This window comes from Saccharopolyspora sp. NPDC045839, assembly GCF_056431645.1.
Map to the genome: position 1 here is coordinate 75,934 of NZ_JBWKKH010000006.1, position 25,810 is coordinate 101,743.

Genomic DNA, 25,810 nt, shown 5'->3' on the forward strand with positions numbered 1-25,810 from the left:
GCCGAGCACTCGAAGTCAACCCGGTTCGCCACCGCCGGCCCCGCACGGGTCGTCGTGCTGGTGTCCGGATCCGGAACCCTGCTGCAAGCGCTGCTCGACGCGACCAGTTCGCCGGACTTCCCGGTGCAGGTTGTCGCGGTGGGAGCCGATCGCGACGGCATCGAGGGACTGGCCCGCGCCGAGCGCGCCGGGGTGCCGACCTTCGTGTGCCGGGTCAAGGACCACGCCGACCGCGCCGAGTGGGACCGCGCGCTGACCGAGGCCTGCGCCGAGCACGAACCGGACCTGGTGGTCTCCGCCGGATTCATGAAGCTCGTCGGCGCCGATTTCCTGGCCCGCTTCGCCGGCCGGTACCTCAACAGCCACCCCGCGCTGCTCCCGTCGTTCCCCGGCATGCACGGGGTGCGGGATGCGCTGGAGTATGGAGTCCGGGTCACCGGCTGCACGCTGTTCGTGGTGGATGCCGGCGTGGACACCGGGCCGATCCTCGCGCAGGAGGCCGTCGAGGTGCGGCCCGACGACGACGAGGCGAGCCTCCACGAGCGGATCAAGGCCGTCGAGCGGCGGCTGCTGGTCGACACCCTGGAACAGCTGGCACTGCACGGCTGGACCGTGCAGGGACGGAAGGTGAGTATCCCGTGACCACGAACTCGCAGGAGCGGCGAGCAGTTCGCCGCGCGCTGATCGGCGTGTCCGACAAGTCGGGCCTGCTGGAGCTGGCCACCGGGCTGCACGCCGCCGGCGTGGAGATCGTGTCCACCGGCGGCACGGCCCGCACGATCGCCGCCGCGGGCGTACCCGTCACCCCGGTCGAGGAGCTCACCGGTTTTCCGGAGGCGCTCGACGGCCGGGTCAAGACCCTGCACCCGCGGGTGCACGCCGGGCTGCTCGCCGACCTGCGCCGCCAGGAGCACGCGGACCAGCTGCGCGACCTGGACATCGCGCCGTTCGACCTGCTGATCGTGAACCTGTACCCGTTCGTGCAGACGGTGGCCTCGGGCGCCGCGCCGGACGAGGTGATCGAGCAGATCGACATCGGCGGGCCGGCGATGGTGCGGGCGTCCGCCAAGAACCACGCGAACGTCGCCGTCGTGGTCGACCCGAGCCGCTACGAGTGGGTGCTGGAGCAGGTCCGCGAGGGCGGCTTCGCGCTGGCCGACCGGGTCGAGCTGGCTGCGGCCGCGTTCCGGCACACCGCGTCGTACGACGTCGCCGTGGCGTCCTGGATGAGCAAGGTGCCGACCGGGGACGACTCGGTGTTCCCCGGCTGGATCGGGGAGACCTGGGAGCGGCGCTCCGCACTGCGCTACGGCGAGAACCCGCACCAGCCCGCCGCGCTGTACGTCTCCGGCGGCGAAGCGACCGGCCTCGCGGCCGCGGCTCAGCTGCACGGCAAGGAGATGTCGTACAACAACTACGTCGACGCCGACTCGGCCTGGCGCGCTGCGCACGACCACAGCGAGCCGTGCGTGGCGATCATCAAGCACGCCAACCCGTGCGGCATCGCGGTGGCCGACGACATCGCCGCGGCGCACCGCAAGGCGCACGAGTGCGACTCGGTGAGCGCGTACGGCGGCGTCATCGCGACGAACCGCGAGGTGTCGGTGGCGATGGCCGAGCAGGTCGCCGGGATCTTCACCGAGGTGATCGTGGCGCCGGGCTACGCCGACGGCGCCGTGGACGTGCTGAGCAAGAAGAAGAACATCCGGATCCTGACGGCGCAGCCGCCCAAGAGCGGCCGGATCGAGATGCGGGCGATCTCCGGCGGCATGCTGGTGCAGGGCTCCGACGCGATCGACGCCGAGGGCGACGACCCGGCGAACTGGACGCTGGCGGCCGGCTCGCCGGTGGACGAGGCGACCCTGGCGGACCTGAAGTTCGCGTGGCGCGCCTGCCGCGCGGTGAAGTCCAACGCGATCCTGCTGGCGGACGACGGGGCGACCGTCGGCGTCGGCATGGGCCAGGTGAACCGGGTCGACTCGGCGCGCCTCGCGGTGTCGCGGGCGGGCGACCGGGCGAAGGGCTCGGTGGCCGCCTCGGACGCGTTCTTCCCGTTCGCGGACGGCCCGCAGGTGCTGCTGGACGCCGGGGTCCGCGCGATCGTGCAGCCCGGCGGCTCGGTCCGGGACGCGGAGACCATCGCGGCGGCCGAGGCCGCCGGCGTGCCGCTGTACTTCACCGGGACGCGCCACTTCGCGCACTGAATCCGGTGCACTGTGGACGGTGCGGTCGACTTCGGTCGGCCGCACCGTTTTCGTTTCGCCGGTCGCCCCGGCCGGGCGGTGATCGGTGCGCGTTTCGTCCGTGCGCATGGTTCCTTGCCTCCTCGGGCAGCGTGCCGCAGCCGTCGGCGCAAGGCCGGTGGCTACGGGCGATGTCGTTCGCCGTTCGCGGGCTCGCCGCGGGCTGGTCCGCCTGCTCGGTCGGCCGCCGGAACTGCTCGGACGGCGGCTTCCCCGCGAGCTGGAAACGCGGTCATAGGTCAAGTTGTAGCGGACATTTCCGCCAAGATCAGATGATCGAACAAATGTTCACCTGATCCGGTCGAGGCCCTTGACGCGGGTCGCTGCGCAGGGTTTACTTGACTTGTTCGAACTGAGGTTCGAGATAACGGAAGTGGCCGATGTCGGGGTCGGCTACTCCGATGGAACCGGCGCCGTGTTCGGGTGCAGGCGCAGTGCCGGTTCCACCGCTGCCTTCCCCGCAGCGGCTGAATGGGTGCCCGCGCCGGGGTCGGGCATCCATGCGGTCACGATGTGGGGAGGCGGCGATGTCCGCGATGGCGTCCTTGACGGCGCTGGGCGCGTCCACGGCTGACGGGGTGTTCGTGGGCGCGCAGGCCGTCGAGGCCGGCGGCATTCCGGGAGCGGGCCGGGTGCTGCCCACGCGGACGGAGCTCGCCGCCGTGCTGCCATGGCCAGGTTTGCGCCGTGGCAGCACGGTGGCGGTGCACGGATCGGTCTCACTGCTGTTCGCGCTGCTGTCCGAGGCGACGGCGAACGGATCGTGGGCGGCGGTGGTGGGGCTGCCCGGAATCAGCTTGGTGGCGGCGGCCGAAGCCGGTGTGGAGCTCGCCAGGCTCGCGGTGGTGCCGCGGCCGGGCGGAGACCCGGTGGGCGTGATCGCCGCGCTGCTGGACGGGGTCGACCTGGTGGCGGTGGGTGGTACCCGGCAGGTGGCCGACTCGGATGCCCGGCGGCTGTCGGCTCGGGCGCGCAATCGCGGCTCGGTGCTGCTGCCGTTCGGCCCGTGGACGGGTGCCGAGGTGCAGCTGCGCTGCGTCGGTGCCGACTGGCGAGGACTTGGACAGGGTCATGGCTACCTGCGGGAACGTGCCGTCACGGTGCGATCGGGAGGGCGCGGAGCGGCATCCAGGCCGCGCTCGTGCCGACTGCTGCTCCCGGCGCGAGACGGAGCGATCGGGGTACCCGCGGACGAGCCGGGCGAGAGTGCTCGGCCGCAGTTGCGCCCGGTGGCGGGGTGAGCGCGGTGCCGCCTCGTCGACTCGTCATCTGGTGTCCGGACTGGCCGGTGGTCGCCGCCTCCCGTGCGGCCGAGCTCGGCCCGCTGGTGCCCGCCGCGGTGTTCGCGGCGAACCGGGTGGTGGCCTGTTCCGAAACGGCCCGCGGCGGCGGGGTGCGTCGGGGGATGCGCCGCCGCGAAGCGCAGGGCCGGTGCCCGGAACTTGTTGTGTGCGAACACGATCCGGCCCGGGACGCGCGGTTGTTCGAGCCGGTGGTGGCGACGGTCGAGGAGTTGATGCCGGGCGTGGAGGTCGTGCGTCCGGGCCTGGTGGCGGTCCCGGCGCGGGGGCCGGCCCGGTACTTCGGTTCGGAGGAGGCCGTCGCCGAGCGCGTGCTGGACCAGCTGGACGCGCAGGTCGGCGTCGAGTGCCGGATCGGCATCGCGGACGGGCTGTTCGCGGCGGTCCTGGCGGCCCGGCGCAACGAACTCGTGGCCCCGGGCCGAAGCCGGGAGTTCCTCGCTCCGCTGCTGATCGAGGAGATCGATCAGCTCACCGACCGGCTGCCCGGGCAGCGCACCGCAGATCAGGCGGAGCTGGTGGATCTGTTGCGGAGGCTGGGGATTCGCACGCTGGGCGAGTTCGCGTCGCTGTCCTCATCGGACGTGTCCACCCGGTTCGGCCAGGCCGCGTTGCTGGTGCACCGCGCGGCCGGCGGCCGAGAAGAGCGGCCGGTCCTGCGGCGGCAGCCGCCGCCGGACCTGGTGGTGCTCGAGGAGCTCGACCCGCCGGTGGAGCGGATGGACGAGGCCGCGTTCGCGGCCAAGGTCCTGGCGGACCAACTGCACGCCAGGCTGGGCGAACTCGGGCTGGCCTGCACCCGGCTGGGGATTTCAGCCCGCACCGAGCACGGCGAGGAGCTGCACCGGGTCTGGCGCTGCGCGGAGCCGTTGACTCCGGCGGCCACTGCGGATCGGGTGCGCTGGCAGCTCGACGGCTGGCTGCACGGTCGCAGCGGTCGGCAGCGCCCGACGGCCGGGGTGAGCGTGCTGAGCCTGCGGCCGGAAGAAGTGGTCGGGGCGGGTGGCCTGCAGCTCGACTTGCTCAACGCCGCGACCGGGGAGGCGGATGCCCGCGCCGGGCGCGCGTTCGCGCGGGTGCAGGGCTTGCTCGGGCCGGAGGCGGTCCTGACCGGGGTGCTCGGCGGCGGCCGGGACCTGCGCGATCAGGTGCGGTTCGTGCCGTGGGGCGACGAGCGTCGTCCCGCGCTGCCCGCCGACCGGCCGTGGCCGGGGCGCATCCCGTCGCCGTCGCCCTCGGTGGTGCCGGATTCGCCGTGGCCCGCGGCGGTGTTCGACGACGAGGGTCATCCGGTGGGCGTCACTGGTCGGCATCGGCTCACCGCTGCGCCGTGCCGCGTGGAGGTGTCAGGTGGGCGGTCGCGGGCGGTGTCCGGCTGGGCCGGGCCGTGGCCGGTGGCCGAGCGCTGGTGGGCGGAGCTGCTGGCGGGCGGAGCCGGCCAGACGGCACCGGCGGCGCAGGTGCCGGCGCGGGATGTGGTGCGGGTCCAGGTCGTGCTCGAACCGGAAGCGGATCCGGCCGGGGACGGCGATGCCGAGGTGGGCGAGGTGGCGCTGCTCCTGGTGCACGAAGAGGGGCGGTGGTGGGTGCAGGGCGCCTATCGATAGCGACGAACTCTCGTTCGAGTGGAGTGCGGCTTATTTGGTGGCAGCGATGAATCGAACAGGAGTTCACTGGATTTCATGAGTTGGTTCAACCCTCCACAGACCTGGTCGGACCTGGAGAAAGCGCTCTCCGGCCGACTGCCTCCGGCCGACGGGTCCGGCCCGCGTGACGAGCGGCATCCCGGCGACGGGAACGACAGCCCGGCGTGGACCCGGCGGCGCGCCAGGTACGAGGCCGACGCCGTTGCCGCCGTTGCCGCGGTGCCCTATGCGGAGCTGCACGCGCACTCCAACTTCAGCTTCCTCGACGGTGCGAGCCATCCCGAGGAGCTGGCGGCGGAGGCGGCTCGGCTCGGGCTGGAGGCGATCGCGCTGACCGACCACGACGGGCTGTACGGAGTGGTCCGCTTCGCGGAGGCCGCGGCCGAGCACGGGGTGCGCACCGTGTTCGGCGCCGAGCTGAGCCTGGGGCTTTCGGTGCCGCAGAACGGGATTCCTGACCCCGAAGGCCGCCACCTGCTGGTGCTGGCCCGCGATCCGGCCGGCTACGCAAGCTTGTGCAGGGCGATCAGCGAGGCGCACTTGGAGGGCAAGGAGAAGGGCCGTCCGGTGTACGACCTGGAGAAGCTCGCGGGAGCGGCGGCGGGGCACTGGCAGGTGCTCACCGGGTGCCGCAAGGGTGCGGTCCCGGCGGCGCTGGCCGAAAACGGCCCGGCGGCGGCCGCCGCCGAGTTGGACCGGCTGATCGCGCTGTTCGGGCAGGACCACGTGACGGTGGAGCTGGCCGACCACGGGCTGCCCGCCGACTCGGCGCGCAACGACGCACTGGCCGGGCTCGCCGATCGAGCCGGAGTGTCCACAGTGGCCGCAACCGGTGCGCACCTCGCCCGGCCGGACCGCGCTCGGTTGGCCGCGGTGGCTGCGGCGATCCGGGCCCGCCGCAGCCTGGACGACATGGATGGCTGGCTGCCCGGCTGGGCGGGCAACTACCTGCGTTCCGGCGCGGAGATGGCCGAGCTGTTCGCCCGCTACCCGGGGGCCGTGCAGCGGGCCGCCGAGCTGGGCCGGGAGTTCGCCTTCGATCTGAAGCTGGTGGCCCCGAAGCTGCCGCCGTTCGACGTGCCGATGGGGCGTACCGAGGCGAGCTGGCTGCGCGAACTCGTCCTCCGGGGCGCGCTCGACCGGTACGGCCTGCCGCAGGACGATCCCGCGGCCTACCGGCAGATCGAGCACGAGCTGGCGCTGATCGAGCAGCTGGAGTTCCCCGGCTACTTCCTGGTGGTGTCCGACATCGTCGAGTTCTGCCGGGAGCAGCGGATCCTGTGCCAGGGGAGGGGGTCGGCGGCGAACTCGGCGGTGTGCTTCGCGCTGCGGATCACCAATGCCGACCCGGTCCGCTACCAGCTGCTCTTCGAGCGCTTCCTGGCCCCGGAGCGGGACGGGCCGCCCGACATCGACCTGGACATCGAGTCGGATCGCCGCGAGGAGGTGATCCAGTACGTCTACCGCAAGTACGGCCGGATGCACGCCGCGCAGGTCGCGAACGTGATCAGCTACCGACCGCGCTCGGCGGTGCGGGACGTCGCGCGGGCCCTCGGCTACTCGCCCGGGCAGCAGGACGCCTGGAGCAAGGAGATCGAGCACTGGGGGCCGCTGCCGGAGGACTCCGAGATACCCGAGCCGGTGCGGGAACTGGCCGGTGAGCTGCTGGGCTTCCCCCGGCACCTGGGCATCCACTCCGGCGGAATGGTGATCTGCCACCGGCCGGTCGGCGAGGTCTGCCCGGTGGAGTGGGCGAGGATGCCCGGCCGCACGGTCCTGCAGTGGGACAAGGACGACTGCGCGGAGGTCGGCCTCGTCAAGTTCGACCTGCTGGGGCTCGGCATGCTCTCGGCGCTGCACTACGCGATCGACATGACCCTCGAACACCACGGGGTCGAGGTCGACCTCGGCGAGCTCGACCTGAACGACCACGCGGTGTACGAGATGCTGCAGCGGGCCGACGCGGTCGGGGTGTTCCAGGTGGAGAGCCGCGCGCAGCTGGCCACGTTGCCGAGGCTGAAGCCGCGGGAGTTCTACGACCTCGTGGTGGAGGTGGCGCTGATCCGGCCGGGCCCGATCCAGGGCGGTTCGGTGCACCCGTACATCCGGCGCCGGAACGGCTTGGAGGACTGGGACTTCGAGCACCCGTCGATGGCCGGCGCCTTGAAGAAGACCCTCGGCGTCCCGCTGTTCCAGGAGCAGTTGATGCAGTTGGCGGTCGACGTCGCGGGCTTCTCCGCGGCCGAGGCGGACCAGCTGCGGCGGGCGATGGGGGCCAAGCGTTCCGAGGAGCGGATGGAGCGGCTCCGGGGGCGGTTGTTCGAGGGGATGGCGGACAAGGGCATTTCCGGGGAACTGGCGGAGCGGATCTACCAGCGGATGCTGGCCTTCGCGAACTACGGCTTCCCGGAGAGCCATGCCCTGAGCTTCGCGCTGCTGGTGTTCGCCAGCGCGTGGTTCAAGCACTACTACCCGGCGGTGTTCTGCGCCGCGCTGCTCAAGGCCCAGCCGATGGGCTTCTACTCGCCGCAGTCGCTGGTCGCCGACGCCCGCCGGCATGGGGTGCGGGTGCGCGGGCCTGATGTCAACGCGAGTCGCGCCCAGGCCGATTTGGAGCCGGATGCCGGCAGCGAGGGCAAGCGAGCGGTGCGCCTGGGGTTGGCTTCCGTGCGCAAGCTCGGCGAGAGCGCCGCAGAGCGATTAGCCATGGAGCGCGCGGAGAACGGCCCGTACGTCGACATGGCGGATGTGGCGCGCCGAACGCAGCTGACTGCCGCGCAGATGGAGGCACTGGCGACGGCGGGCGCGTTCGGCTGCTTCGACCTATCCCGGCGGGAGGCGTTGTGGAACGCCGCCGCCGCTGCCGGTGATCGGCCGGATCGGTTGCCGGGCACCACCGCGTCGGCCGCCGCCCCGGCGCTGCCGGGGATGGACGGCGTGGAGATGGCCGCCGCGGACGTGTGGGCCACCGGGGTGTCGCCGGACAGCTTCCCGCTGCAGTTCGTCCGAGCCAGATTGGACGAGCTGGGCGCGATCCCGGCAGAGCGACTGTCCGAAGTGGAGCACGGTTCCCGGGTGCTGGTGGGTGGCGCGGTGACTCACCGGCAGCGACCGGCCACGGCGGGCGGTATCACGTTCCTGAACCTGGAGGACGAGACCGGCATGGTCAACGTCATGTGTTCACCGGGTTTGTGGGCGCGCTACCGGAAAGTCGGGCGTACCAGCGCCGCGTTGCTGGTACGCGGAATCGTCGAACGAGCGGAAGGAGTGATCAATTTGAGAGCTGACCGGCTGCAGAAACTGGAAGTGCGCATCCCCTCGACCTCGCGTGACTTCCACTAGCTGCGGCGAGCCTCGCATCTCGCTGGTGACTGCGGCCACCGAACCGGGGCGTCGACCATGCCCGACCGGCAGCGGAAGGACACTTCTCCCTCCCAGAGTGTTGTTCCCCCATCTGACGGCGGACGCTGGAAACGCCAAGAGCCCGGGTACGACGTGCGTGCCGGCATGCCGTGCCCGGGCCCGTTCGGCCCCGCCGTTCGCCGCGTCCTGCGGAAGGAAGCGTCACGAGACGTTGAACTTCGCGGCACCGACCGCGTCGCAGGCCTCCAGATCGTCGACGCCCGTCGACACCGTGACGTCGATGATGGTGTCCAGTGCGTCGCGGGCGGCCAGGAGGCTGGCCACGGCTTCGTCGATGCGCTCACGTTCCCGGTTCAGATCGGGCAGCATGCCGGAACAGGCCGGCGCCAGGGTTTGGCCGTCGTTGACCATGCACGGCAGCAATTCGGCAATGGTCGCGGTGTTGAGGCCCGCGGCGAGCAGCATGCGGATGCCTCGCACCGTGGCGACGTCCTCTTCCGCGTACTCGCGGTATCCACTCGGCAGTCGCGATGGCCTGATCAGCCCTTGTTCCTCGTAGTAGCGCAACAACCGCTGGCTGACCCCGGTTCGTCGGGAGAACTCTCCCATCCGCATGTGACGACCACCATGTCCAGTTGACTCTCACATCGATGTGACACAGCAGTCTAGCCAGCATGACGAACCAGCAATCGGCAATGCGCCGGCTTCGTGACCATCGTGCGCTGAGCGGCGTGGTGGGTGATCAGACGATGCCGCAGCGGCGGATCGCCAACAGGGCGTAGGCACGCGCGGCCCGTTCCAGTTCCGCGATCGCGACGTGCTCGTCGTGCGCGTGTGCGTAGCGGATGTCTCCGGGCCCGTACTGGAGCGTCGGAACTCCGGCGGCCGCGTAAAGCCGCAGGTCGGTTCCGTACGGGGCGCCCACCGCGGTTGGGCGGGACGCTCCGGCTGTTGCCGCGGCGTCCTGGGTTTCGGCGAGGAGCCGGTGTCCTTCGGGCAGCCGTCCGCTGGCGAACATCCCGCCGGGCCACCTCACCCGCACCGGGCGTTCCGAGAGCCACGGGTCGGCGGCGCAGGCCTGTGTGATGGCGGCTTCGAACTCGGCCTTGGCGGCGGGGATCGACTCGTCGAGCCGCACGCCGTAGCGGCCTTCGGCGATCGCGAGATCCGGCACCGTGCTGGCCCAGTCGCCGGCCCTCGCCATGCCGATCGACAGCGGGTACGGCACTTCCAGGTGCGCCACCAGCGGGTCGGGGTCGGCGTTGCGGCGGGCCTCCAGTTCGCGCAGTGCCGGAAGCAGGGCGGCGAGCTTGTCCAGCGCGCTCACGCCGCGGTAGCGGGTGGAACCGTGGGTGCTCTGCCCGGCGACTTCGAGCCGGAACGTGAGGGAGCCGCCGTTGGCGGCGACGATCGTGCCCGAGCTCGGCTCGGCCAGGACGCACGCGGCCCCGCGATGGCCTCGCTGGAGCGTCGCGAACGCCCCCAGGCCGCCGTCTTCCTCGCCGACGACGGTGTGCACGGCCACCGGCCGGGCGAGCCGGATCCCGGCGGCGCGCAGGGCTTGCAGCGCACCGAAGATCGCGGCCAGCCCGCCCTTCATGTCGCAGGTGCCCCGGCCGGCGGCGATGCCGTCCGCGACGCGCAGTGCGTACGGGTCGCGGTCCGGCCACCGGTCGAGATCGCCGGGCGGGACGACGTCCGTGTGCCCGCAGAAGATCAGCGCGGGCTCCGGGCCGTCTCCGTGCACGCCGACGCAGCCGTAGGCGACGTCGCGGTCGGCTTCCTGCCCGGGGAAGCCGGGCTCCTCGGAGAGGGCGGCGACGTCGATGCGCCAGTGGTCCACCCGGTGCCCCAGCGAGCCGAGCTTGTCGGCGCACCACTGCTGGGCGTCGTGTTCGCCGCTGGTGCCGCCGACGCTGGGGATCGCGACGAGGTCTCGCAGGTCGTCCAGAATCCCGTTCACGTCCACCGCGTCGAGCACACGACGTTCGAGGTCGGAGGGGGTATGCGCGCCGTTCACGTTTCGAGTGTGTCGTATGCGTCCACCGGCTCGACGCGCGCCCACTACCATCTCCGCGTGGCCGAAGGCGACAAGACCGAGCGGGAATTCGAGATCGGCAAGGACGGACTGGGCGGCATCGTCGTGGGCATGGACGGCAGCCCGGCGAGCTTCCACGCCGCGGCGTGGGCGGCCGGCCTGGCCAGGCGGGAGCGTGCCCGCCTGGTGCTGGTCTACGTCGAGGCGGTGGGCGGCGTCGCCTACTGGTCGCCGATGGGCGTAGCCGTGGCCAGCGAGGCGGCCGAGAGCCTGGTCGAGGAGCTGAAGAAGGAAGTCGTGTCCCACTTGAAGTGGGTGGACATCGATTGGGACTTCGTGCACCACCGCGGCGATCCGGCCGTCGGCCTGGAGCAGGTCGCCGAGCAGTACCGGGCGGATCTGATCGTGGTCGGCCGGTCCCGCCGGCGCGGCGGCCTGCTCGGCACCGTGCCGGCGACACTGGTGGTCGAGGCGGTCCGGCCGGTCGTCGTCGTGCCTTGAGCTCTCACGAGCCCGGGGTCAGCACGAGGTAGGCGAAGCCGACCAGGCCGCGGTATCCGCGCAGCCACCTGGTGCGGTGCTCGTCGGCCAGGGCGCGGACTTCGTCGCGTCCGGCCGCGGTGGGGTTGTCCAGCAGCCACTTCTCCAAGGCGCCGCACCAGCGGGATTCGAAGCTGTCCCACTCGTCGGTGCCGGCGGTGGCCAGCCGCAGCATGCGGAATCCGCATTCCTCGGTGAGCTCGACCAGTTCGGCGAGCGACCGGTCCACGTCGAGGTCGTTCCGCATCGACGCGGTGTCCCGGAAGGCCTCGCCCAAGAGCAGTCGGCCGCCGCGCCGCAGTCGCGGCCGGATCGCTTCGAGTGCCTGCCCGGTGCCGCCCCACGCGTGGCTGCTGCCGATCGAGATCGCCACGTCAGCGGTTCCGTCCCAGCTGCCGGCGTCGCCTTGCACCAGCCGCACCCGCTCGGCCACGCCGCGAGCCTCGGCGTTGCGACGGCCCCGGGACAGTTCTTCGTCGGTGGTGTCGATGCCGATACCGGTCGCGCTCGGCTCCGCTTCGAGCAGTCGCAGCAGCAGCTCCGCCCATCCGCAGCCGAGATCGACGACCTCGGCGGAGTCCAACGGCGCCAGCGCGCCGATGAGTTCTTCGGCGCGGGTGTCCGACATCGGTGCGTTGAAGTCGAGGTCAGCATGTGCGAGCACTATCGGATTCACCCGGCGCAGGCTGTCAGAACCCACGGCGGGGCGCCACGGACTATTTCGTTCGCGACGATCGGCTATTAATGCTCACCGGTGGGACAGGATGTTGACCACCGTTCCGCTGGGGTCGCGGCAGAAGAAGCGGCGGACGCCCCACGGCTCGTCGGTCAGCGGGTGCACGATCTCGTGACCCCGCCGCAGGGCTTCCTCGTGCGCCGCGTCGACGTCGTCGACTTCGACGGAGATGTCCGGGTGCGTCGGAGCCGTGGCGTCTTCGCCCATGATGCTGATCTGGCGCTGCGGATCGTCGGGGGCGCTCACGGTGACGATCCAGCCGAGGTCCATAACGACCTGGAAGCCCAGGATGTCGACGTAGAACTCGCGGGTGGCCGAGAGGTCGTCGGCGCGGATGTTGGGTACGACTCGGCGCACGCGCATGGTGCCTCCAGGAGGGTCGGTGTCACGTGCCACTCTAGGAGTCATGACGAGCTTGGTCGGCGAGGATTTCCAGGACGCGGTGCTGACGGACGAGCAGTGGGAGGGCCGGACCTTCGAGCGCTGCGACTTCACCGACGCCGACCTGACGGGCCTGAGCACCCGCAACTGCGTGTTCTCCGACTGCGTCTTCACCGGCACCGATCTCAACGGTTCCAAGCACGTCGCGACGGCGTTCCGGTCGTGCAAGTTCGAGCGCACCGTGTTCGGCAAGTCCACCATGGACGGATGCACCCTGCTCGGTTCGAGCTTCGTGGACTGCCGCCTGCGCGCCTGGACCTTGCGCGAGACGGATCTGACGCTGGTCGGCATGGGCAAGGCGGACCTGCGCGGCTTGGACCTGCGCGGAATCCGGTTCCGGGAAGCCAATCTCGTCGAATGCGATCTGCGCCGCTGCGATCTCCGCGAGGCGGACTTCACGGGCGCGCGCATGCTCGGTACCAGGCTGGACGATGCAGACCTGCGTGACGCCCGGATCGATGCCGATGCCTTGGTGCAGGCGAAGCTCTGGGGCGCCCGGATCGACACGATGACGGCACTCGCGTTCGCCGCAGCCCACGGCCTCCGCGTCGACTGACCGGCCGTGCGGCGCGCACGACGCGAAGCTCGACGGAACTCGTTGACCTGAAAGGGAAACCTGTCTCGGTGCTTGGTAGGTGCTGCCCGCATCGGGCTGTCGAATGCTGCGATCGAGCCCGACGAGCAAGCCGCCTTGAAGCGAAAAGCCTGCCGTGGCAAGGAGAATTCCTGTTGCCGCCGAGAAGTGGGCCGGAATGAGCGAAGGGCGCCTGTGACCGACGTTGCCGGTTGCAGGCGCCCTTCGCGCTGAGCTGGATCGGTTATTCCATGGGCGGGCGGTCGTTGGCCGGCATTTCGGCCAGGGTGCCGTCCGCGAGCAGGTCGCCGATCGTCGTCGGGAGCACGAACGCCGTGCCACCGCCGGGCTGTTCGAACCACGGCACCGCAGTGCCGCGCAGCGCCTGGATCGGCCGCTGCACCCGGTACGCGAAGTACGAGCGGTTCGACCACTGCGGCGGCAGCGAACGGTGCGTGTACGGCGTGCGGATCGCGTAGGTGACGTTGCCGTTCGGCTCACCGAACCGGTCCAGTTCGGTGCCCGGCTGCAGCATCACGACCCGGCGATCCCGGTACAGCGTCAGCGGCGGCTCACCGCTGAGCGGCTGGATCTGCTGACCACCCTGCGGCTGACCACCCGGCGGCTGGGGACCGGGCTGACCGCCTTGCGGCTGACCCGGCTGACCGCCCTGCGGCGGACGCGGCGGCCCCTGCCGGGGCGGCCCCGCCATGCCCGGCCCACCGGGACCAGGACGCCGCTCCGCGCCGCCGACCGGCCCCTGTGCGGGTCCGGCCTGGGGCACCGGCGCTCCGCTTTCCCGGCGCGGCTGGCGCTTCGGCAGTGGCGGCGGTGCGCCCGGACCGCCGGCCGGCGGCTGCACGGGCTGACCGACCGGCGGCGACGGCGGAGCCGCCGGCGCCGACTGCGGCGGCGCGGGCCGGTCCAGGCGCGGTGCGGGCTGGAAGCGGGTGGCCTCTTCGCCCGCCTGCGCGGCGGTGTCCAGCGGCGGTTCTTGCGGTCCGCCCGCCGGGTCCTGGTTCGCGGTGAACAGCGGGTTCGCCCCACCGTGATCCGGTTCCGGTGCCGAACGCTGCGGCAAGTCGGGCACTTCCGCCGCCGCCCGCTGCGGCAGGTCGGTCACCTCTGCGGAGCGCTGCGGGAGATCAGTGACCTCCGCCGCCGCCCGCTGCGGCAGGTCGGCCACTTCTGCGGAGCGCTGCGGGAGGTCGGGCACTTCCGGTGCCGAGCGCTGTGGCAGGTCGGGCATTTCCGGTGCCGAACGCTGCGGCAGATCAGCGGCTTCCGGCGACTGCTGCGGCAAGTCCGGCGTGGCACGCTCCGGCAGATCGGCCGGCGGCGCAGCCGCGTCGACCTGCATCGGCGCGGGCCGGTCCATCAGGAGGCTGCCCAGCAGGTACGCCGCGGCGTGGTCGACGCGGGCGAACCGGACGTCCTCACCGTCGTCGGAGCCGGCGGTGACGACCCAGTCGGCCCCGTCCTCCAGCAGGCAGCGGGCGTCCGGGCTGTGGCTGCCGATGCGGTAGCCGCGGCCGTCCACCTGGTGGTCGGTGAGCCGGTCGTGCAGCTTGGCCAGCACTTCCTGGGTGTCCGGTGCGTCGGTCTCGTCGAGCACGTGCCGGGATCCGCCCGACGGCTCGGGCTCGGCGAGCGCCTCGCCGGCCTCGTCGTCGAAGTCGGGTTCCGGCTCGTCCGCGGGCTCGGCGTAGTCCTGCGGCTCGCGGTCGAGCTCACCGTCGAGGTCGTCGGCGGGCTGGTCGAGCAGCTCGCTGACGGCCGCGTCGCGGGTGGCCTCGTCGACCTCGGGCAGCTGGAAGGCTCGCCGGCGGATGTGCTCGACGAGCTCGGCTTCCGGCGGGACCCCGTACTGCGTCAGGTAGAAGGCGGTGGCGCCCGGCCACAGCCAGGTGCCGTCGGTGTGCCAGGTGCCCGGCACGGACGCGGTGCGCTCCGGGTCGAGCTGGTCCTCCTCGTCCTCGCGGGACGCGAGCACGATCGGGGCGTTCTCCAGGTACTGGCGCAGCGCCCCGACTTCTTCGGTCGGGATCGGCTCGCGCTCGGCGACGACCGGGCGGCCCTGCTCGTCGTAGTCGTCGAAGACGTTGGCGACCTGGAATCCGTCGGCCGGCTCGGCGATCCCCGGCTCCGGGATCGGCGTTTCGGCGACGGCGGGTTCGGCGGCCGGCGGGGTCTCGGGCTCGATCGGGTCGACGACCGGTGCCTCGGCGATCGGCGGCTCGACGATCGGTGCCTCGGTCACCGGCGGTTCGGGGACCTGCGCCTCGGCGACTGCTGGCTCGGCGACCGCCTGCTCGGCGGGCTGGGACTGCGCGGGGCCGTCGAAGCGGTCCCGCATCCAGTCCGGGATGTTCTCCTCGGCGCGCGGGTAGCGACGCAGCTCGTCGACGTACGCGGCGCGCGGCAGCGGGCGGTGCCACTGCGGTTCGGAATCGAAGTTGATATCGATGCGGTAGCTCGACGGGCGCTCCACGACGTAGAGGGCGCTGAGCCAGGTGCCCACATCGGGCCGGTACATGCCTTCGCGCAGGCGCTCGAAGATCTCCTGCAGTTCGGTCGGCGGCTCCCAGGGGTGGGAGCTGCCGTCCTGAGCGGCGACCTCACCCAGCAGGTCGTGGTACTCACCGGTGGCGCGGTACTCCACCGTGATCTCCTGCCAGTCCTCGGGAGCGCCCTGTAACAGCAGAACCCCGATCCTGCGGGCGATCTGCTCCTGCTCTTCCGGACTGATCGCTGTCGGACGCGACATGGGTGACATCCTCCCCCTCTCGACGAGGCAACCCGACTCCACCCCGCCAAGACGCTACTCGACGCGGGTGCGGCCATGTGCGCTGTGTGCGAGTTCGGTGCTGTTCATCCAGCACACGTGCTCTCGCACAAGATCCTTGTCACAGCGCGCGGTGATCTCGTCACGAAAGCCTGCCTGTTGGGCGGGCGGATGAACATCACACCACCAGGTGTATCGATCAGCGGCGCCACGTCGGCGGCGGACGGTCGACGAAATTCGGTAGCGGCACGGGCGTGCCAGAAGCCAGAGTCAGGCACGTGCTTCGTCCCTACCGACTCCTGGCGGCGGTTCCGCATGCGTCGAGCCTGATGGCTTTCAGCCTGCTGGGACGCCTGCACATGCCGGCGCTGGCGATGGTGCTGGCTTTCCTCGTCGTCGACTGGACCGGCTCGTACGCCATCGGCGGCGTCATCGGGATGATGGTGACGGTCGGCCAGGCCATCGCCGGACCGCTGCGCGGCCGGGCCGCCGACCGCAGCTCGGCGCCGAAGCTGCTGGTCGTGACCGGTCTGGGCTCCGGGCTGGGAATGGTGGCGCTGGTCCTGGTGACCCGCTGGGTGGATTCGGCGCAGTGGTGGCTGATCCTGCCCGTGGCGGTGTTCACCGGGCTGTCGCACCCGCCGATCACCCAGATCGGCCGGGCGATCTGGCCGCGGCTGACCGATGGTCCGGCGCGGGAGGCGGCCTTCGCGGTGGAGGCGACGCTGCAGGAGCTGCTGTTCGTCGTCGCGCCGATGCTGGCGACCTTCGTGGTGGCGATCTGGGGCGCGGTCGTCGCGATGCTGGCCTGCGCGGCTTGGGCGGCTCTCGGATCGATCATCTTCGCGGCGTCCTTGCTGCGCGCCGGGCTGCGCGAGGCGCCCGCGGAGAGCGCGAGTGGCGCTCGCGGGGCGGGGTCGTTGTTCCGGGTGCGCGGCTTCACGTCGTTGCTGCTGTTCTACGCCGCGCTGGTGGGCGGCCTGATCTCGATCGACCTGGTGCTCGTCGGCTGGGCCCGGGAGCGCGGTGCGCCGGAGCTCGCGGGGCTGTTGGCCATGGTGTGGGCGGTCGGCTCGCTGGCCGGTGGCCTTGTGTCCGGAGGCTTCGCGGCGCGCCCGAGGCTCTGGCTGCGGGTTCTGCTGGCTGCGCTGGGAATGGCCGCGCTGGTGCCGGTGCTGCCGCCGATCGCCGATCCGGGGTCGCCGTGGCTGGTCGGCGCGATCCTGCTGATCGGCGGCACGGCGATCGCGCCGACGCTGGCCGCCGGCAACGGGCGGATCGCGGACCTGGCGCCGGCCGAGCGGCGCAGCGAGGCGTTCGGCTGGCTGACCAGCGCCACCACGCTGGGCGGGGCGATCGCCTCGCCCATGGCGGGCTGGATGCTCGACTTCTCCGGCCCGGCATGGGCCGCCGCGGGGGCGGCCGGACTGGCCTTCGTGGGCTTCGGCTTTGTCGCACATCACAGCGCCCGGGCGTCGCGTGCGCTGCGGGAGAGGGAGCAGACTGCGGCTACGTGACTGTTTCTGCGCTGCGACACCAGGAAGACCGGCCGAAGACCCGGGAACGGAACCTCGGAATGGCCGGCGCCGCCGGGGTCGGGGTGCTGCTCGCGATCCAGGCGCGGATCAACGGCGCGCTCGGCGTGCGGATGGACGACGGCATCGCGGCCGGGCTGATCTCGTTCTTCGGCGGTTTCGTCGTGCTCCTGGCCGCCACCTTCGCGTTCCCGCAGGCCAGGCGCGGCTGGCGGAATCTGCGCACCGAGCTGCGCAGGCCGGGCGGGTTGCGGCCGTGGCAGTGCCTCGGCGGCGTGTGCGGCGGATATCTGGTGTTCACCCAGGGCATGGAGGCGGCCGCGCTCGGCGTCGCGATGTTCACCGTTGCGGTGGTGGCCGGGCAGGTCAGCAGCGGGCTCGTCGTCGACCGGCTCGGGTTGGGCCCGGCCGGGCCGCAGCGCGTGACGCCCGCGCGGCTGCTGGGAGCGGGACTCACCGTGGTGGCGGTGGTGATCGCGGTGTCCGCGAAGCTGGGTAGCGGCGAGGCCAGCTGGCTGGTGCTGCTGCCTGCGCTGGCCGGGATCGGCCTCGGCTGGCAGGCGGCGGTGAACGGCCGGATGAAGCAGGCGGCCGACTCGGCGGTGTTCGCGGCCACGTTCAACTTCGGCATCGGGATGACGGCCCTCGCGGTGGCCTTCGCGGTCGAGGTGGCGCCGCGCGGCCTCCCGCACTTCCCGGCGGAGCCGTGGCTCTACACCGGCGGTTTCCTGGGGATCTTCGTGATCGGCGGCTCGGTAGCGCTGGTGCGCTTCACCGGCGTGCTGGTGCTCAGCCTCGGCATGATCGCCGGCCAGCTGGTCGGCGCGCTGCTGCTCGACGTGTTCGCCCCGGCCGCCGGGACGGGCATCCCGGCGTTCACTGTGCTCGGCGTGCTGCTCACGCTCGTCGCCGTCGGCGTGGCGGCATTGCCGGACCGGCCGGGACGCGCCGGGCGCCGTCTGCCACGATGAACAGCCGTGAGCGCGACGATTCTGGACGGCAAGGCCACCAAGGACGCGATTTTCGACGAGCTGCGGCCGCGGGTCGCCCGGCTCATCGAGCAGGGGCACGCCCCCGGGCTGGCCACGGTGCTGGTCGGCGATGACCCGGGTTCGCAGTCTTACGTGCGCGCCAAGCACAACGACTGCGCCAAGGTCGGCATCAAGTCGATCCGCAAGGACCTGCCCGCCGACGTCAGCCAGGCCGACGTCGAGGCGGTGCTGGACGAACTCAACGCCGACCCGGACTGCACCGGCTACATCGTGCAGCTGCCGCTGCCCAAGCACCTCGACGCGGGCCCGCTGCTGGAGCGCATCGCGCCGGAGAAGGACGCGGACGGGCTGCACCCGATCAGCCTGGGGCGCCTGGTGCTCGGCGAGGAGGCGCCGCTGCCGTGCACGCCGCGCGGCATCATCGAGCTGCTGCGCCGCTACGACGTGCCGCTGAACGGCGCGCAGGTCGCCGTCGTCGGCCGCGGCATCACGGTCGGCCGCCCGATCGGCCTGCTGCTCACCCGGCGCAGCGAGAACGCCACCGTCACGCTCTGCCACACCGGCACCAGGGACCTCGCCGAGGAGGTGCGCCGCGCGGACGTCGTCATCGCGGCGGCCGGCAAGCCGCACCTGATCACGGCCGACATGGTGAAGCCGGGCGCGGCGGTGCTGGACGTCGGCGTGAGCCGCACCGATGCCGGGCTGGCCGGGGACGTGCACCCGGACGTCGTGCAGGTCGCCGGTTTCGTGTCGCCCAACCCGGGCGGGGTGGGCCCGATGACCCGCGCGATGCTGCTGACCAACGTCGTCGAGGCCGCGGAGCGCAACGCCGGCTGATCCGGGCCGCAATTTCAATGGAAATCGGATCTTCGATTTCCATTGAAATTGCGGGGTCCGGCCGCAGACGGCACGACGATGGGAGGAACGGCGTGAGCGAACGGTTCGACGGCAGGTCGCGCCTGTCGGTGCACGTGCCGTTCGGCCTGGTGCTGCTGCTCGGGCTGCTCGGGTTGCTCCTGATCTCGCTGGGGCACTGGCGAAAGGGTCCGGTGCTGCTCGGTGTCGCGCTGCTGCTCGCGGCGGCGATGCGCGCCGTGATCCCGCCGGAGCGGACGGGGCTGCTGACGATCCGCAGCCGGGCCGTGGACGTCCTCGTCTACAGCGGGTTCGGCTTGATGATCATCGCAGTGGCGATGACCATCAAGGGCGGACTGCTGGGCTGAGGACCCGTAGGGTTCCCCGTCGTGCGCATCGATCACCGGGCGGATGAGCCGGTTCGTTCCGGAATCCCGGAACACGGCCGGATTCCGCGCTACTACGCGGCGAAGATCGAGCTGCTCGAACTGGTCGAGGAGCTCGGAGAGGGAGCCGCGCTGCCCGCGGAGCGGGAACTCGCGGAGCGGTGCGGAGTCTCGCGGGTGACGCTGCGGCAGGCCGTCACCGAGCTGGTGCTCGAAGGCCGGCTGATCCGCCGGCAGGGCAGCCGGACCGTCGTGGCGCCGCCGAAGATCGTGCAGCCGCTGGCGCTGGCCAGCTACACCGAGGGCGTCCGGGCGCAGGGCAAGGAGCCCGGCCGGACGGTGATCACCGTCGAGTCGCGGTCGGCGGATCCGCGCTTGGCGGCGGATCTCGGCCTGGCGCCGGGGGCCGAGGTGGTGCACCTGGAGCGGGTGCTGATGGCCGATGGCGAGCGGGTCGGGCTGGAATCGAGCTACCTGCCGAAGCAGCGCTTTCCGGAGTTGCTGGGGGAGTTCGACCCGACCGGTTCGCTGTACGCGTTCCTGCAGGAGAAGCTGGGCGTGCGGTTCGGCGAAGCCGAGGAGCGCATCGAGACGGTGCTCGCGACGCCGCGTGAGGCGCTGCTGATCGGCACCAACCCGGCGACGCCGATGATCCTGCTGCACCGGTGCTCGTGGACTCCGGACGGTGAGCCGATCGAGCGGGTCCGCTCCCTGTTCCGCGGCGACCGCTTCAGCCTCGTCACCCGCCTCCGCGACTGAACTCCTCTCGCGGGCACCGCTGCCGGCCTCGGCGAGGACCTCGCAATTTTGCCTGAAATCGGGAACTTCCGGTCGCGAGGTGCTCCTGCGAGTGGTCTCCCAATTTTGCCTAAAATTGGGCACACTGGCGCCCAGATCCGGACAAAGGGGATTCCAATTTTGCCTAAAATTGGGCGATCTCTGGTCCGGCGCGGCCTTTGGTAACGAACAGATAACTGATCTAGTCCTTCTGGTGGTGTTCACCTTGGGTTCGCCGCGCCTGCACTGGCTATTCGTCGTCGGCCGCGAGTGTTTGCGCCGTGCGAGTCCTGATTGTTGGCGGCGGCGTGCTGGGCACCATGCACGCGCTGCGAGCCCTGGAACGGGGCCATGAAGTGGTGCACCTGGAGCGGGAGGCCGAGGCTCGCGGTGCCTCGGTCCGGAACTTCGGGCTGATCTGGGTCAGCGGCCGGGAAGCCGGCCCGGACCTGGCGGTCGCGATGCGCGCCCGCCAGGACTGGGAGCGCATCGCCGCGGACGTGCCGGAGCTCGGCTTCCGCGGCAACGGCTCGCTGACCGTGCTCCGGACGCCGGCCGAGCTGGCGGTGGCGGAGGAGTTCGTCGCCCGCCCGGACGCCGCCGAGCGCGGCACGAAGCTGCTGGATCCGGCCGAGGCGAGGACGCTGAACCCGGCGCTGCGCGGCGAGATGCTGGCCGCGTTGTGGTGCGAGCAGGACGGCGCCGTCGAGCCGCGGACCGCGCAGCCCGCGCTGCGCGCACACCTCGCCAAGACCGGCCGCTACTCCTGGCTGCCCGGTCGCGAGGTTCGCGACGTCGGCGAGAGCTGGGCGCGGGACGACACCGGCGAGCGGCACGAAGCCGACGTCGTGGTCCTCTGCACCGGCGCGGCCCTCGGCGGTCTGGTCCGGGAATTGCGGCCGGAGCTGCCGGTTCGCCGGGTCCGGCTGCAGATGATGCAGACCGATCCGCTCGGCGAAACCCTGACGACCTCGATCGCCGACGGCGACAGCATGCGCTACTACCCCGGCTATCGCGGCGCGGCGCTGGACGCGCTCAACGCCGCCGAGCCGCAGCCGCAGGTGGCCGCGGACAACGGCATGCAGCTGCTGATGGTGCAACGAGTCCACGGTGGACTCACCATCGGCGACACCCACGAGTACGACGCGCCGTTCGCGTTCGACGTTCACGAAGATCCCTACGAGCACCTCGAGCAGCGCGCCGAGGAACTGCTCGGCCGCCCGCTGCCGCGGATCGCGCGCCGCTGGGCCGGGGTTTACGCGCAGACCGCGGACAAGTCGGGCGTCGTGCACCGCGAGCAGGTGCTCCCCGGCGTCTGGCTGGTGACCGGCCCCGGCGGGCGCGGCATGACCTGTTCCCCGGCGATCGCCGCCGACACCTGGAAGGAGATCGACGCATGATCAAGCTGGTAGTGCTGGACATGGCCGGCACGACGGTGGCCGACGACGGCCTGGTCGAGCGGGCGTTCACGCAGGCGATCGGCGAGGCCGGCGTCGCCGAGGACGACGCCGCGTTCCCGGGCATGCTCGACTACGTCCGCCGCACCATGGGCGAATCGAAGATCACCGTCTTCCGGCATCTGCTGAGCGGCGACGAAGACCTCGCGCAGCGGGCGAACCAGACCTTCGAGCGGGCGTACGCCGAACGCGTCGCGGACGGCGACTGCCGGGAGATCGACGGCGCCGAGGCGGCGATCCGGCGACTGCGCGACAACGGCATCAAGGTCGCCCTGACCACCGGTTTCTCCGAGACGACGCAGCGCCAGATCCTCGACGCGCTGGGCTGGGGCGGGCTGACCGATCTGACCCTGACCCCGGCGCAGGCCGGCCGCGGCCGGCCGTACCCCGACATGGTGCTCACCGCCCTGCTGCGGCTGGGCATCGACGACGTGCGCGAGGTCGCCACCGCCGGCGACACCGCGTACGACGTGCGTTCCGGCCTGCGCGCCGGGGCGTCGATCGTCGCGGGCGTGCTCACCGGCGCGCACGACCGCGCCGCGTTCACCGAAGCCGGTGCCACCCACGTCCTCGAATCCGTCCGCGACCTCCCCGAACTCGTACTGCCAGCAAAGGAAGATCTGCCGTGAAACGCATCAGCCGACTGGTCGTCGGACTCGCCGCGCTGGGCCTGCTCTCGGCGTGCGGGCCGAGCGCGGCCGAGCAGGGCGGCGAGTCCGACGAGCTCGTGTTCGCCGCCATCCCGTCCGAGGAATCGGCCGGCCTGCAGCAGGACTACCAGCCGGTGCTGGACCTGCTGGCCAAGGAGACCGGCAAGAAGATCACCTTCCAGAAGGCCACCGACTACGCCGCGATCATCGAGGGCCAGCGCGCCGGGAAGATCGACATCGCGAAGTACGGCCCGTTCTCCTACGTGCTGGCCAAGAAGCAGGGCGTGCCCGCGAACGCGGTCGCCGGCCAGGTGGAGGCGAAGGGCGAGCAGCCCGGCTACCGCTCCTACGCGATCACCCGCCCGGGCAGCGGGATCACGTCGCTGGCCGACTTCCGCGGCAAGAAGGTCTGCTTCGTCGACCCGACCTCGACCTCCGGCTACCTGTACCCGAAGGCGGGCCTGCTGCAGGCGGGCATCAACCCGGACACCGACGTGCAGCCGGTCTTCGCCGGCGGCCACGACGCCTCCGCGATCGCCGTCGCCAAGGGCGACTGCGACGCAGGGTTCGCCTACGACAGCATGGTCGACCGGCAGCTGGTCGAGAAGGGCCAGCTGCAGCCCGGCCAGCTGACCGCGGTGTGGAAGTCGGTGGTGATCCCCGGCGACCCGGTCGCCATCTCCGACGACCTGGACCCGGCGCTGAAGGAGAAGATCACCGCCGCGCTGCGGGACAAGGCCAACAGCGATTACCTGCGCGCCAATGGGTTCTGCACCGGGGAGTGCAAGATCGGCGACGTCGACGGGTACGGGTTCGCCCCGGTCGACGACGCCTTCTACAACGGCATCCGCGAGGTCTGCGACGTGACCAAGGACGAGCAATGCCAGTGATCGCCTTCGACCGGGTCGGCAAGTCTTTCGGCAGCGTTCGGGCGCTGGACGAGGTGTCACTCGACGTGGAGCGGGGCGAGGTCGTCGTCCTGCTCGGGCTTTCCGGATCGGGAAAGTCCACCCTGCTGCGCCACGTGGACGGGCTGCAGCGCCCGACCTCCGGAAGCGTCCGCGTGCTCGGCGAGGACGTCGGCTCGCTGCGCGGATCCGGCCTGCGAGCGCTGCGCCGCCGGGTCGGGTTCGTGTTCCAGCAGTTCCACCTCGTCGGATCGCTGACGGTGCTGGAGAACGTGTGCACGGGCGCGCTGGGCAGCCTGCGCGGCCCGCGGCTCGGGCTCGTCGCCTACCCGAAGCGGATCCGCTACGCAGCGATGGAGCAGCTGGAGCGGGTCGGCCTCACTGACCAGGCGTTGCAGCGCGCGGACACCCTCTCCGGCGGGCAGCAGCAGCGTGTCGCGGTGGCGCGGGCGCTGTTGCAGAAGCCGGAGGTCCTGCTCGCGGACGAGCCGGTCGCGTCGCTGGACCCGGACTCGGCGGCGCAGGTGATGAACCTGATCGCGGAGATCGGCCGGGAGGACGGGCTCACCGTGCTCTGCAGCCTGCACCAGGTCGACCTGGCGTTGAGCTGGGGGCACCGGATCGTCGGGCTGCGCTTCGGGAGCGTCGTGCTGGACACCCCGGTCGACGGGTTGAGCCGGGACGCGGCGATGGGGATCTACGCCAAGGTCGGATCGGCCGAGCTCGCGACGGCGGGGTGAATTCCGTGACCACGACAGCAGAAGCGCCGGCCCGCCGGGCCGGGGTGGCGCCGCGCCGCCGGACGCTGGCCCGGCCCCGCCCGGAGGGCGCGGCGGCGGCACTGGTCGTGCTCGCCCTGCTGGGCGCCGCGATCTGGGCGTTCAGCGACCTGCGGCTGAACCTGGCGACCATTGTGGACGGATTCGGCAACGCGGCGGACTTCGCGGCCCGCACGCTGCCGCTGGACTTCCCGCCGACCGGCGAACTGCTCGGCCTGGCCGGGCAGACGCTGGCGATCGTGGTCTGCGCGACACTGGTCGCGTCGCTGATCAGCGTGCCGGTGGCGGTCCTGGCGGCGCGCAACACCACGCTCGGCGGAGCCGGCCGGCTCGGCGCGCGCGTGGTGATCGTGGTGGCCCGCGCGGTCCCGGACGTGGTGCTGGCTATCGCGTTCTTCCGGATGTTCGGCTTCGGCGGGCTGACCGGTGTGCTCGCCATGGGCCTGCACTCGGTCGGCATGATCGGCAAGCTGTACGCGGACGCCATCGAGCAGGTCGACGAGGGGCCGCGCACCGCGATCCGCGCGGCCGGCGGCACCCGGTTGCAACAGCTGGTCAGCGGCGTCCTGCCGCAGGTGCTGCCGTCGTTCGTGGCGACCTCGCTGCACCGGCTGGACATCAACCTGCGGGTGTCGGTGGTGCTCGGCTTCGTCGGCGTCGGCGGGCTCGGGCAGGCGATCGCGGATTCGCTGCGCACCCTCGACTACCAGCGGGGGATGGCGTTGGCGTCGGTGGTGTTCCTGCTGTGCGTGCTGGTCGAGATCGTGTCCGGCTCGATCCGCCAGGCGTTGCTGGGCGTGCGCGAGGAGCGCGGACGGAAGACCGGCGTGCTCGCGGCGCTGACCGGACGGAAGCTCGGCGTGCAGGTGCCGGTTCAGCGGGGCGCGGGGCATGCCGGTTCGCACCGGAACGAGCGCTCACGACCACCGATCAGTCCTCAGTGGACGGCGGCCCGGCTGCGGCGCGCCGGCTACTGGCTGCTGACCGCCCTGATCGTGGCCGCGTCGATCTGGGGCGCCGACATCTCGTTCGCCCAGTTCGAGCGGGCGATCACCGACTTCGGCCCGACGCTGGCGCTGTTCTGGCCGCCGGAAACCGGTGGCATCCTCGGCGAGCTGCTGGCCGAGCTGCTGGTGACCGTCCAGATCGCGTTGGCCGCGACCCTGATCGGCGCGGTGCTGGCGCTGCCGATCGGCGCGCTGGCGGCGGCGAACGTGGCGCCGAGCCCGGCGGTGGCGAAGTTCTTCCGCGGCGTGGTGCTCGCGGTTCGCGGGGTGCCGGAGCTGGTGCTGGCCATCGTGTTCGTGGTGATCACCGGTCTGGGCGCGGTCGCGGGCGCGTTCGCGCTGGGCGTCGGATCGGTGGGCCTGCTGGGGAAGCTCGTCGCGGATTCGCTGGAGGAGGTGGATCGCGGTCGCGAGCAGGCGCTGCGCGCGACCGGGGCGAACCGGCTGCAGGTGTTCTTCGCGGCGACGGTGCCGCAGGCGGCTCCGGCGTTCGTGGCGCACGTCCTGTACCAGCTGGACACGAACCTGCGCTCGGCGACGCTGCTGGGACTGGTCGGCGCGGGCGGCATCGGCTACTACCTGCTGAACGCCTCGCGGGTCCTGGAATTCGGCGTGGTCACAACGGTTCTGCTGCTCACCTTCGCGGTCGTCGTGCTCGTCGAACTGCTGGCCCTCTGGCTCCGCAAGGTCCTCCACGTCTGAGGGTTCCCCATCCGGGTGTTGGTCCGCAATTTCAATGGAAATCGGACCGTCCACTTTCCCTTCGAGTGTCGAACAAACACACAACAAAAACGAGT

At 71.6% G+C, this 25,810-nt stretch carries 22 protein-coding genes; 17 read left to right on the forward strand and 5 right to left on the reverse strand.

What is annotated here, in order from left to right:
- Positions 1 to 60: 60 nt before the first annotated feature.
- The 5 genes from purN (at position 61) to AC07EQ_RS10800 (ending at position 8,532) form a co-directional block, all read left to right on the forward strand.
- Positions 61 to 642 (forward strand): phosphoribosylglycinamide formyltransferase, encoded by a 582-nt coding sequence (gene purN / locus AC07EQ_RS10780; RefSeq protein WP_478387795.1) that lies wholly within the window; start codon positions 61 to 63, stop codon positions 640 to 642.
- The gene (gene purH / locus AC07EQ_RS10785; RefSeq protein ID WP_478387796.1) at positions 639 to 2,204 is read left to right on the forward strand and encodes a bifunctional phosphoribosylaminoimidazolecarboxamide formyltransferase/IMP cyclohydrolase; all 1,566 of its coding nucleotides are present in this window, start codon (positions 639 to 641) and stop codon (positions 2,202 to 2,204) included. The genes purN and purH overlap by 4 nt, the downstream gene beginning before the upstream one ends.
- A 566-nt stretch (positions 2,205 to 2,770) precedes the next feature.
- Complete coding sequence (locus tag AC07EQ_RS10790; protein ID WP_478387797.1) at positions 2,771 to 3,484, forward strand: hypothetical protein; 714 nt, start codon at positions 2,771 to 2,773, stop codon at positions 3,482 to 3,484.
- Positions 3,481 to 5,151, forward strand: a complete 1,671-nt coding sequence (locus AC07EQ_RS10795; protein ID WP_478387798.1) for a DNA polymerase Y family protein — start codon at positions 3,481 to 3,483, stop codon at positions 5,149 to 5,151. The genes AC07EQ_RS10790 and AC07EQ_RS10795 overlap by 4 nt, the downstream gene beginning before the upstream one ends.
- A gap of 75 nt (positions 5,152 to 5,226) precedes the next feature.
- Positions 5,227 to 8,532, forward strand: a complete 3,306-nt coding sequence (locus AC07EQ_RS10800; RefSeq protein WP_478387799.1) for an error-prone DNA polymerase — start codon at positions 5,227 to 5,229, stop codon at positions 8,530 to 8,532.
- A gap of 222 nt (positions 8,533 to 8,754) precedes the next feature.
- Here the strand turns inward: AC07EQ_RS10800 and AC07EQ_RS10805 are convergent, their stop codons facing one another.
- Positions 8,755 to 9,168: a MerR family transcriptional regulator gene (locus tag AC07EQ_RS10805; RefSeq protein ID WP_478387800.1), complete on the reverse strand. Its 414-nt coding sequence runs from the start codon at positions 9,166 to 9,168 to the stop codon at positions 8,755 to 8,757.
- Positions 9,169 to 9,295: 127 nt separating this feature from the next.
- On the reverse strand, positions 9,296 to 10,573 hold the full coding sequence (locus tag AC07EQ_RS10810) for an ArgE/DapE family deacylase (protein WP_478387801.1): 1,278 nt from the start codon (positions 10,571 to 10,573) through the stop codon (positions 9,296 to 9,298).
- Between the two features lie 57 nt (positions 10,574 to 10,630).
- On the opposite strand from AC07EQ_RS10810, the gene AC07EQ_RS10815 reads away from it, so the two are divergent.
- Positions 10,631 to 11,092: a universal stress protein gene (locus tag AC07EQ_RS10815; RefSeq protein ID WP_029536194.1), complete on the forward strand. Its 462-nt coding sequence runs from the start codon at positions 10,631 to 10,633 to the stop codon at positions 11,090 to 11,092.
- A 4-nt stretch (positions 11,093 to 11,096) separates the two neighbouring features.
- Here AC07EQ_RS10815 and AC07EQ_RS10820 read toward each other — a convergent pair whose 3' ends face one another.
- The gene (locus AC07EQ_RS10820; RefSeq protein ID WP_478387802.1) at positions 11,097 to 11,795 is read right to left on the reverse strand and encodes a class I SAM-dependent methyltransferase; all 699 of its coding nucleotides are present in this window, start codon (positions 11,793 to 11,795) and stop codon (positions 11,097 to 11,099) included.
- Positions 11,796 to 11,879: 84 nt separating this feature from the next.
- Positions 11,880 to 12,230, reverse strand: coding sequence for a VOC family protein (locus AC07EQ_RS10825; RefSeq protein WP_478387803.1), 351 nt, complete (start codon positions 12,228 to 12,230; stop codon positions 11,880 to 11,882).
- Between the two features lie 43 nt (positions 12,231 to 12,273).
- On the opposite strand from AC07EQ_RS10825, the gene AC07EQ_RS10830 reads away from it, so the two are divergent.
- Complete coding sequence (locus AC07EQ_RS10830) at positions 12,274 to 12,864, forward strand: pentapeptide repeat-containing protein (RefSeq protein WP_478387804.1); 591 nt, start codon at positions 12,274 to 12,276, stop codon at positions 12,862 to 12,864.
- Between the two features lie 262 nt (positions 12,865 to 13,126).
- On the opposite strand, the gene AC07EQ_RS10835 is transcribed toward AC07EQ_RS10830, so the two are convergent.
- Entirely contained in the window at positions 13,127 to 15,649 is a 2,523-nt protein-coding gene (locus AC07EQ_RS10835) for a TNT domain-containing protein (RefSeq protein WP_478387805.1), read from the reverse strand.
- A gap of 296 nt (positions 15,650 to 15,945) precedes the next feature.
- On the opposite strand from AC07EQ_RS10835, the gene AC07EQ_RS10840 reads away from it, so the two are divergent.
- The 10 genes from AC07EQ_RS10840 to phnE all read left to right on the forward strand — a co-directional run bounded on the left by AC07EQ_RS10840 (position 15,946) and on the right by phnE (position 25,715).
- A complete protein-coding gene (locus AC07EQ_RS10840) occupies positions 15,946 to 17,184 on the forward strand; it encodes an MFS transporter (protein WP_478387806.1) in 1,239 nt (412 codons plus the stop codon).
- Positions 17,181 to 18,173 (forward strand): DMT family transporter, encoded by a 993-nt coding sequence (locus AC07EQ_RS10845; protein ID WP_478387807.1) that lies wholly within the window; start codon positions 17,181 to 17,183, stop codon positions 18,171 to 18,173. Before AC07EQ_RS10840 ends, AC07EQ_RS10845 begins: the two co-directional genes overlap by 4 nt.
- 6 nt (positions 18,174 to 18,179) lie before the next feature.
- Entirely contained in the window at positions 18,180 to 19,031 is an 852-nt protein-coding gene (locus AC07EQ_RS10850) for a bifunctional methylenetetrahydrofolate dehydrogenase/methenyltetrahydrofolate cyclohydrolase (protein WP_478387808.1), read from the forward strand.
- 92 nt (positions 19,032 to 19,123) lie between these two features.
- Positions 19,124 to 19,417 (forward strand): DUF3017 domain-containing protein, encoded by a 294-nt coding sequence (locus AC07EQ_RS10855; RefSeq protein ID WP_478387809.1) that lies wholly within the window; start codon positions 19,124 to 19,126, stop codon positions 19,415 to 19,417.
- A 21-nt stretch (positions 19,418 to 19,438) separates the two neighbouring features.
- Entirely contained in the window at positions 19,439 to 20,194 is a 756-nt protein-coding gene (locus tag AC07EQ_RS10860; RefSeq protein WP_358498903.1) for a GntR family transcriptional regulator, read from the forward strand.
- Positions 20,195 to 20,493: 299 nt separating this feature from the next.
- Complete coding sequence (locus AC07EQ_RS10865) at positions 20,494 to 21,612, forward strand: TIGR03364 family FAD-dependent oxidoreductase (protein ID WP_478387810.1); 1,119 nt, start codon at positions 20,494 to 20,496, stop codon at positions 21,610 to 21,612.
- Positions 21,609 to 22,298, forward strand: a complete 690-nt coding sequence (locus AC07EQ_RS10870; RefSeq protein ID WP_478387811.1) for a phosphonatase-like hydrolase — start codon at positions 21,609 to 21,611, stop codon at positions 22,296 to 22,298. Before AC07EQ_RS10865 ends, AC07EQ_RS10870 begins: the two co-directional genes overlap by 4 nt.
- Positions 22,295 to 23,209 carry a phosphate/phosphite/phosphonate ABC transporter substrate-binding protein gene (locus AC07EQ_RS10875; RefSeq protein WP_478387812.1) on the forward strand — a complete coding sequence of 305 codons (915 nt, stop codon included), beginning with the start codon at positions 22,295 to 22,297 and terminating at the stop codon, positions 23,207 to 23,209. The genes AC07EQ_RS10870 and AC07EQ_RS10875 overlap by 4 nt, the downstream gene beginning before the upstream one ends.
- Positions 23,200 to 23,967: a phosphonate ABC transporter ATP-binding protein gene (phnC, locus tag AC07EQ_RS10880; RefSeq protein ID WP_478387813.1), complete on the forward strand. Its 768-nt coding sequence runs from the start codon at positions 23,200 to 23,202 to the stop codon at positions 23,965 to 23,967. The genes AC07EQ_RS10875 and phnC overlap by 10 nt, the downstream gene beginning before the upstream one ends.
- A gap of 5 nt (positions 23,968 to 23,972) precedes the next feature.
- Entirely contained in the window at positions 23,973 to 25,715 is a 1,743-nt protein-coding gene (phnE, locus tag AC07EQ_RS10885) for a phosphonate ABC transporter, permease protein PhnE (RefSeq protein ID WP_478387814.1), read from the forward strand.
- The last annotated feature ends 95 nt before the right edge of the window (positions 25,716 to 25,810 follow it).

Coding starts and splice junctions, on each gene's coding strand:
- AC07EQ_RS10805 (WP_478387800.1), bottom strand. CDS start 9,168: ATGCGGATGGGAGAGTTCTCCCGACGAACCGGGGTCAGCCAGCGGTTG.
- AC07EQ_RS10790 (WP_478387797.1), top strand. CDS start 2,771: ATGTCCGCGATGGCGTCCTTGACGGCGCTGGGCGCGTCCACGGCTGAC.
- phnC (WP_478387813.1), top strand. CDS start 23,200: ATGCCAGTGATCGCCTTCGACCGGGTCGGCAAGTCTTTCGGCAGCGTT.
- AC07EQ_RS10870 (WP_478387811.1), top strand. CDS start 21,609: ATGATCAAGCTGGTAGTGCTGGACATGGCCGGCACGACGGTGGCCGAC.
- AC07EQ_RS10830 (WP_478387804.1), top strand. CDS start 12,274: ATGACGAGCTTGGTCGGCGAGGATTTCCAGGACGCGGTGCTGACGGAC.
- AC07EQ_RS10800 (WP_478387799.1), top strand. CDS start 5,227: ATGAGTTGGTTCAACCCTCCACAGACCTGGTCGGACCTGGAGAAAGCG.
- AC07EQ_RS10825 (WP_478387803.1), bottom strand. CDS start 12,230: ATGCGCGTGCGCCGAGTCGTACCCAACATCCGCGCCGACGACCTCTCG.
- AC07EQ_RS10835 (WP_478387805.1), bottom strand. CDS start 15,649: ATGTCGCGTCCGACAGCGATCAGTCCGGAAGAGCAGGAGCAGATCGCC.